The organism is Pseudomonas fluorescens (assembly GCF_000967965.1).
GTDB lineage: Bacteria > Pseudomonadota > Gammaproteobacteria > Pseudomonadales > Pseudomonadaceae > Aquipseudomonas > Aquipseudomonas grandcourensis.
On the sequence record NZ_LACC01000039.1, the window covers coordinates 51,225 to 57,714 of the forward strand.

At 55.6% G+C, this 6,490-nt stretch carries 6 protein-coding genes and 1 pseudogene; 4 read left to right on the forward strand and 3 right to left on the reverse strand.

Annotated elements, in window-relative coordinates; all coding sequences use genetic code 11:
* Window positions 1-2 precede the first annotated feature (2 nt).
* Window positions 3-650 carry a TnsA endonuclease N-terminal domain-containing protein gene (locus VC35_RS25750; RefSeq protein ID WP_046043416.1) on the reverse strand — a complete coding sequence of 216 codons (648 nt, stop codon included), beginning with the start codon at window positions 648-650 and terminating at the stop codon, window positions 3-5.
* Between the two features lie 1,244 nt (window positions 651-1,894).
* Between VC35_RS25750 and VC35_RS25760 the strand changes: the two genes are divergently transcribed.
* On the forward strand, window positions 1,895-2,617 hold the full coding sequence (locus VC35_RS25760) for a hypothetical protein (protein ID WP_259674447.1): 723 nt from the start codon (window positions 1,895-1,897) through the stop codon (window positions 2,615-2,617).
* A gap of 18 nt (window positions 2,618-2,635) precedes the next feature.
* Here the strand turns inward: VC35_RS25760 and VC35_RS25765 are convergent, their stop codons facing one another.
* Complete coding sequence (locus tag VC35_RS25765; RefSeq protein ID WP_046043419.1) at window positions 2,636-3,616, reverse strand: DNA-binding protein; 981 nt, start codon at window positions 3,614-3,616, stop codon at window positions 2,636-2,638.
* A 172-nt stretch (window positions 3,617-3,788) separates the two neighbouring features.
* On the opposite strand from VC35_RS25765, the gene VC35_RS25770 reads away from it, so the two are divergent.
* From VC35_RS25770 to VC35_RS29680, 3 genes are all read left to right on the forward strand, one after another.
* The gene (locus VC35_RS25770) at window positions 3,789-4,694 is read left to right on the forward strand and encodes a site-specific integrase (protein WP_046043420.1); all 906 of its coding nucleotides are present in this window, start codon (window positions 3,789-3,791) and stop codon (window positions 4,692-4,694) included.
* 193 nt (window positions 4,695-4,887) lie between these two features.
* A complete protein-coding gene (locus tag VC35_RS29675) occupies window positions 4,888-5,400 on the forward strand; it encodes a hypothetical protein (protein WP_185754856.1) in 513 nt (170 codons plus the stop codon).
* Window positions 5,401-5,581: 181 nt separating this feature from the next.
* Window positions 5,582-5,743, forward strand: a complete 162-nt coding sequence (locus VC35_RS29680; protein ID WP_185754857.1) for a hypothetical protein — start codon at window positions 5,582-5,584, stop codon at window positions 5,741-5,743.
* Between the two features lie 506 nt (window positions 5,744-6,249).
* Here VC35_RS29680 and VC35_RS29800 read toward each other — a convergent pair.
* Window positions 6,250-6,490, reverse strand: a pseudogene (locus VC35_RS29800) (helix-turn-helix transcriptional regulator); the annotation flags it as partial.

Below are 6,490 nucleotides of genomic sequence, written 5' to 3' on the forward strand. Positions count from 1 at the left end.
ATTCACCACACGCGGCTGAGTAAGTTCAGCGGGCGCTGCAGATTGCAATGCAGCCGTTGATGAAACAGCGCACAGGTGATATCAGCCTGCGGAACTCCCTGTTTCAGCAAAAACCTGATCGACGCACTTCTTTGTGTTTGCTCGCGCAGTAGGCGAAGCATATACGGCACACTGGCGAGGCTGCCGTTGTAGCCCAAATGGTATAGCGTGCGAAGGTTTTGGATCTGGATAGGATGGCAAAACTGACGCTCTTCAACGCATTCGAACCCTAAACCGTTTCGGCTAAACAGTTGCTCAAGTACGGCACGACGTATTTGCCATTTTCGATTGCGAGCACCCGCGCAGCTTTTCACCTCGTACACAACCTGGTTACCGTCCACCAGTGTTGCAAGAAAGTCAGGGGTATAGCGGGTTTTCGACTCGGTGAAGCAGATGGTGAAGGGCTGCGATTGGTAGGCGGCGATAGCTGCTTGATATTCCAGATGAATGCAAAAATCAGCCTCCAGTAAGGTCTCGCAGCCTATGGAGACCTGGTTCTTGCGCGAGGCAACGAAGGTCACCAGTTTGCGGGGTTTTCCAAACACCAACGGTTTGCTCGGTTCTAGCGTATAGCCCGCATTTGGCGCTTGCCGATCATATCGAGTAACCATTGATTGGTCTCTGAGAGTGTTAGCGATGGTTGGTCCACATCACTCACCGCCAAGGCCCTCAAGTAAAGAACGGACATGTCGAACTCAGGGCCATTGTCCAGGCAATAGCGAAGTGGTTCACCGACATGCTTAGGAGCGAAGGGACGCAGCCTTTTCAGCTTATGTGATCCAGCACTTGACCGCTGGTTCGTTGGGGGGGAAGTCTGCTCGTTCCGAGGGTAATTGTTGATGCCGGCGCGAGTTCGGCCAGGCCGTCTTATGGGATGATCCGTCAAGGCTTCGACCTTACCAATTACCCACTCGCAGACCGCATACCCAGCGCAAAGGTGTGCCCCGAGTACAAGGCGTGTCCGTGTATCGGACAGTATTACGATTTGCATAAGCCCACCCATAGGTTCGTCGACATGGATGTCGGGTATCCATGTCGACAGCGGTTCGACGCAGACCTTCATCCCGAGCGCGCCCAGCAGGTAACTGAACAAGCTATGTTTGGGTCGCGAGAAAAATCGCCCGCGAACAGCAAACTATCCCGGCGAAACAAATTCAGGTTGGGGGGCGTACTGGCCTTTGGAGACGGATAGGGGCAGTGATGGAGGTTGGCCAGCGACAGCGTCGTTCGTAAAGGAAAGGCGTGGTGCCGAAGCGCTTCGTCGCGCTCAGGTTGAGTGATTGATGAGAGCGGAGAGATCGCCAGCGGGGGCCGTAGACGAGGCGAGCTAAAAGCCGATTCTGCACTGGCGCGACGTCGAGTCGCTTCTTTTCGTAAACGATACCGATTAAGTATGGTGTTCATCACTTCGCTCCAGGCGCCGCACAGAAGGGCGGCCTGTATCTCAGAGTTGTTAATGTTATTAAACGCCTATTTAGTTTAAAGAACTTCCCCCGCTTAGTGATTTATTGAGAAACTTATCTCATTGATATAACATAAATATTTTCCAGTATTATCAGTGTGTGTTAACTGTTAGCCTCCGGCACACATTCGCTGTGGACAAAACAGTGCTTCACTACAGGTGTTGGAAGTTGCAATGGAAGGTCGTGCCATGGGCCGCATTTCGTTAGTCCGGCGCCTTAGAAACCGAGTGTTTGCTCATAGCCTGCTGAGTTGCTGGGGATGTCGGCATAACGGGAGCGCGCTGACCCAATGTGGTGGAGCTTGGCAGCAGCATCGTCAGAATGATCCGGACTTACCCCCCAACAACAAGTGGGCACGGTTACTAGCGGGCAGTGAGTTACGCGATCCGTGGTTGAGCGCATTGCTGATGGCTTATCCCGCAGTGCGGCCTTGCTGGACCAACTCGTTGTGGAACGCCCTCAGTACACTCTGGGATGAGCGTCGCCCCACTGATCATTTGGCGCAGACCCTACACTTGGAAAACGGCTATAAGTTGCCGGCGCATAGCTCCTTTCTAATGCGTCGCCTGTTTGGCTGTCCCGATTGGAACAACCTAGGATGTGTCCTTGCCCTATTGGGCTCGAAGTCCAAACAGTTCGCGCCCCACCGTCGCTGGTTACGCACGCATTTTCTGAACTATCTGATCCTGGTGTGTATGGCTGAACCGATGTGCTTCGTCCGCGCACCGCTGTATGAGTTGCTCCATAAACTTTACCTGCGCGATTTTTTTGAACATGTTGATGATTGGCCGTCAGACTTCGCCGCCTTCAAGCAGTGCTGTGAGGCCATGGAGCGCTGCGGTGAATGGATGCGCGGTCACGACTGGATCGCCGGTTGGGACCTCCACGCGTGCACCCTGTTGCAGCTTTACCGGCCGGACCAGGAAATGCTGCGACAGGAGGCCTTAACGCTGGCCCGCCCGCCACCCCCTGTTGAACTACCGTCATGGATTGCTAGGAAGGTCGAGGCAGCGCTTGAGGACCACCGACGTGACCGTTTTGTGATGGGAGAATGGCCCGACGTTTCCGCTGCGTCAGCGACCGAACCTGCCCCGGTAGCAACGGGCTTCAGCTAGGGGGGCCTAAGAGCAAAGCTAGCTGTCATCTGTGGTCAAGGGTGGTGGTGCCGATTGACTGAGCAAGTCCTGCAAGCGCTTGATCTGTTGCCGCTGGAACCGCAGCTCGCGACGGCTCTGCCGTTCCGTGAGCACCTGACGCTTGACCCGTTCGCGCAGGCTGGCGTGTTCGGTGGTCAACGCTTGGACCCGCGCTTGCGCGCTCTGCTCGCGGATTTCCGCATCCTGGTTTTGTTGTCGCAACTGCAGCAGTGCACGTTCACGTTGGCGAGCTTGCTGGCCTTGGTGGCGCAGTTCACCAACCAGCCGTTCGTTGTCTTGGAATAGGCGGGCGAGTTCATCCTGCTTGTCCGAAAGACTGATACGTAGTGCACGCAACTCGTGTTGCAACTGCTGCACTTGCGCGTCGTGACGCTGGGTTTCCTGCTCACGCTGGGTCAGATGCTCTTGGCGAAAGTGCTTCAGAGCCTCGCGCGCTTGGCGATGCTTGTCCTCCAATGACTGGAGGTGCGCCGCCCGTTCGATCAACAGCTGGTTCAGGTCGTGTTGCAGCTGGCCCAAACGTTGGCATTCGCCGTCCGCTTGGCGCAGTTGCTCCTGGAGTGTTCGTTCGTGCTCACGCAGGGCCTGCAGCTCACGATCGAGGCCGGCGTAAGCGCTCTGCAGGTGATCGATTTGCACCTGGTGCTGCAGCCGCTGCTGCTCATACGCCGAACGATCTCGCTGCAGGCGCTGGCGATCCTCGGCGACCGCCTGTTCGGCAAGCACCGTGAGGCGAGCACTTAAACCGGCGACAAAGCTGTGCAGTTCCTCGTCGGGGGTAGGCGGCAGCGCCTGCTCTCGGGCGCCGAGTTCCTTCAGGTAGCGCTGAATGGTGCTCTTCGAACCGGTGTTGCCCAGCTCCACGCGCACGGCGTCGATGCTGGGGTGCTGGCCGCGGGCGAGCAGCGCTTCGCGGGCGATTTGCACCACGGCCTTGTTGATGCCACCACGTGCCATGGCCTGACTCCGACGATTTCGTACTGGTTTACGGAGTATGCAATTACAGCTGTAACCCTGCCTTTAGGACGGCAGGAATTCGGACGGACTGGCGTTCGAGAATGCTGAATTCTTGAACGTGACAAGCCTTAATCGGTGCAGGGCTCCGGAAAGGCGGTATGCGGGAGGTCTCGTGAGCGATTCGGAGCGGTACTTACAGGCGGCGCGACGCGAGAGCACCCAGCGTCGTTATGCACAGGCCATTGAACACTTTGAAGCGGAGTGGGGCGGGGTGCTGCCGGCCTCCAGTGAAAACATCGTGCGTTACCTGGCGGCCTATGGCGCGCAGTTGTCCAGCAACACCCTGCGCACGCACCTGGCGGCCTTGGCCCAATGGCACCAACAACACGGCTTCGATGACCCAACCAAAGCGTCGCGCGTACGCGATGTCCTGCGCGGCATTCAGGCGCTGCATCCGCAACCCATCAAGCAGGCCGAAGCGCTGCAGTTACAGCGGCTGGAAGCATGCATCGAGGGGTTGGAGCAGCAGTTGGTCTCAGATCAATGGGCGGTGCGGCTGCGTGCCGCGCGGGACCAAGCGTTGATCCTGATGGGTTTTTGGCGTGCGCTGCGGGGCGACGAATTGTGCCGACTGCGTATCGAGCATATCCAGTTGCGTGAAGGGCAAGCGCTGGAGATTTTCCTCACCAGCAGCAAGACCGATCGCGACCATCGCGGCCGTACCCTGGTGCTCCCGGCACTGAAGCGATTATGCCCAGTGGACGCCTACCAGCAGTGGCTGTTGGTCAGTGGCCTCCACCACGGGCCAGTGTTTCGCGCCATCGACCGTTGGGGCCATTTAGCGGAGGAGCGGGTCAATCCGAACAGCCTCTCGCGTATTTTGCGTCTGGCGTTTGTGCGCAGCGGTGAAGCTGGCGAGGGTTACACCGCGCATTCGCTGCGCCGCGGTTTTGCCACCTGGGCCAGTCGCAATCAATGGAGCAGCAAGGCGTTGATGGAGTATGTCGGTTGGCGCGATGTGCAGTCGGCGATGCGCTACATCGAGGCGGATGTGCCGTTTGGCGATTGGGCCCGTTGAGCGTTCCGACGGCGCCCCTCTGACCTGTCGGAAGGCTAGAGATGCATGCCCATGACAGGGTTTAGACATAACTTGCTGGCCGTCCAGTGACAAGCTGCCACACGTGGTGAGCTGAGAATGGTTGGCCATTGAGGGGAGACCGGTGCGGTCGCGGATGAATTGTTTCGAACCCAACTCGTAAGGGGTGAAAGCGATGGCAACAATTATTGAGCTACCGCCTCAAGGCGTTCCCAAACAACTCACAGCGCGTGCGGCTGTAGTGCATCTGGGTGAGCATTTTGAATCATTTCTGGCTGCCAACAATCTTCATGGGTGGTACCCGGACGCAAATTACGTTTTTCGCGACGATCGTTTGGCCGATCGGTTTGTATTGATTGCACTGAGTCCTGGACTTTTTTTAAATCGGTGCAGAATCACCAATAAAAGATTACGGAAAATCGCCAGTGCATCGGGCTCCAAAATTAAGTGCAGGGCTATGTACGAAATGTTGGCACATGCGTTGGGCTATAGCAGTTGGTACTTTGCTTACAAATGCAGGACGGTCGATGATTTTATCGAAAATACCTGGCCTCTTGGCGGGACTATTAGTTTGCTGTCTTTTGATGAGCAAGCCATCGAAAAGATTAACAGAACAAGTGTTGGTGCTCGAATGGTTGAACGTTATCGGTTCAATAAAATAAGAGACAAGCATGACCGTGGCAAATGAACGGCTTGCGGACTAGATTGTGCGAAAAGCTCGAATGTCGTCTTGGCGGCAACTAAGCTAGGTGAGACTTTGATGCTGTCAGAGCGGGACGGATGGGCCATCAGGTTTCGCTTGCCGCTTACGAACGGGATTGCTATACGTAAACGGGATTTTCGGTTTCAGGTAGCGAGGAGTTACTGTTATGAAAACGACATTTTTTTCAGAATTCATTCGCGCTGCGAAAGAAGCCCCGCGACTCTATTTTGTACCGTTGGTTGGGGCGGTCAGAGCGATCAAGGCTGAGTTTCGCCGGGTGAAGAAGGCAGAAGGTCAGACGCCACGGGATCCCACCGCGAAGCAATGAAAATTGCCCCCAACCAAGATCCGCTTTCGACGGTTTTTTTACTTATTACAGGCAATCAAAAGAACGATGCTTCATCGTGGTCTGAGAAACTCAATGAGTTTACGCCTTTATCACGGACCGCTTCATGGCTTTTTCAGGTGGAGCTTTGTTGCTTGAGATGGCAATTGTAAAAATCGCCAAGGGGAAGTTCGTGAAGCTCTCCTCGAGGCAAGAAGGCAACAAGACCCCTGAAGGAATAAATGCACGTCCAGAACTGATTGTTCTGGGGTGTGTACGCTCGGCCAGTGAGGCCCAACCGCTTCTTCGCGCCGCAAAACCAGCCTCCCCAAGGTCTTCGTGGTGGTGATACTGCTTCGTGTAAACCACTTTTATGACTTGTAAACTACCGAGGTTTACAGTGCAAAAATGAGGGTTACAAGATTCAGGATTACCCTCGATATCTATTTTTGGTCGACACCTCAGGCTGTGATCTTACCTGCGAGCCGTGTGCGGCCACGACTGCGAAATTACACTGCACTTGGCTGTTCAAACCCCATTCCGACCAGGAGGAAGGGCGCTTTACCGCCCTCGGCTCTCTGTACGGTTCGTACATTGAGGCCAGAAATTTCGGCGAGCGTTTCCTGTGACCACTGGCGCATCTCTCGCCACATCTTGAGCATGGCAGCCAACTCATCAGGGGTCAGGACTCGTGGCTGAGTAGAGTCATTCATTGCTTCTGGAGCCTTGCTAAGGAAACTCTGAAAAAGA

Bases quoted from the DNA above. Each gene is read 5' to 3' on its own strand.
- VC35_RS25750 (WP_046043416.1), bottom strand. From the start codon at position 650: ATGGTTACTCGATATGATCGGCAAGCGCCAAATGCGGGCTATACGCTA.
- VC35_RS25765 (WP_046043419.1), bottom strand. From the start codon at position 3,616: ATGGCACGTGGTGGCATCAACAAGGCCGTGGTGCAAATCGCCCGCGAA.
- VC35_RS29675 (WP_185754856.1), top strand. From the start codon at position 4,888: ATGGCAACAATTATTGAGCTACCGCCTCAAGGCGTTCCCAAACAACTC.
- VC35_RS29680 (WP_185754857.1), top strand. From the start codon at position 5,582: ATGAAAACGACATTTTTTTCAGAATTCATTCGCGCTGCGAAAGAAGCC.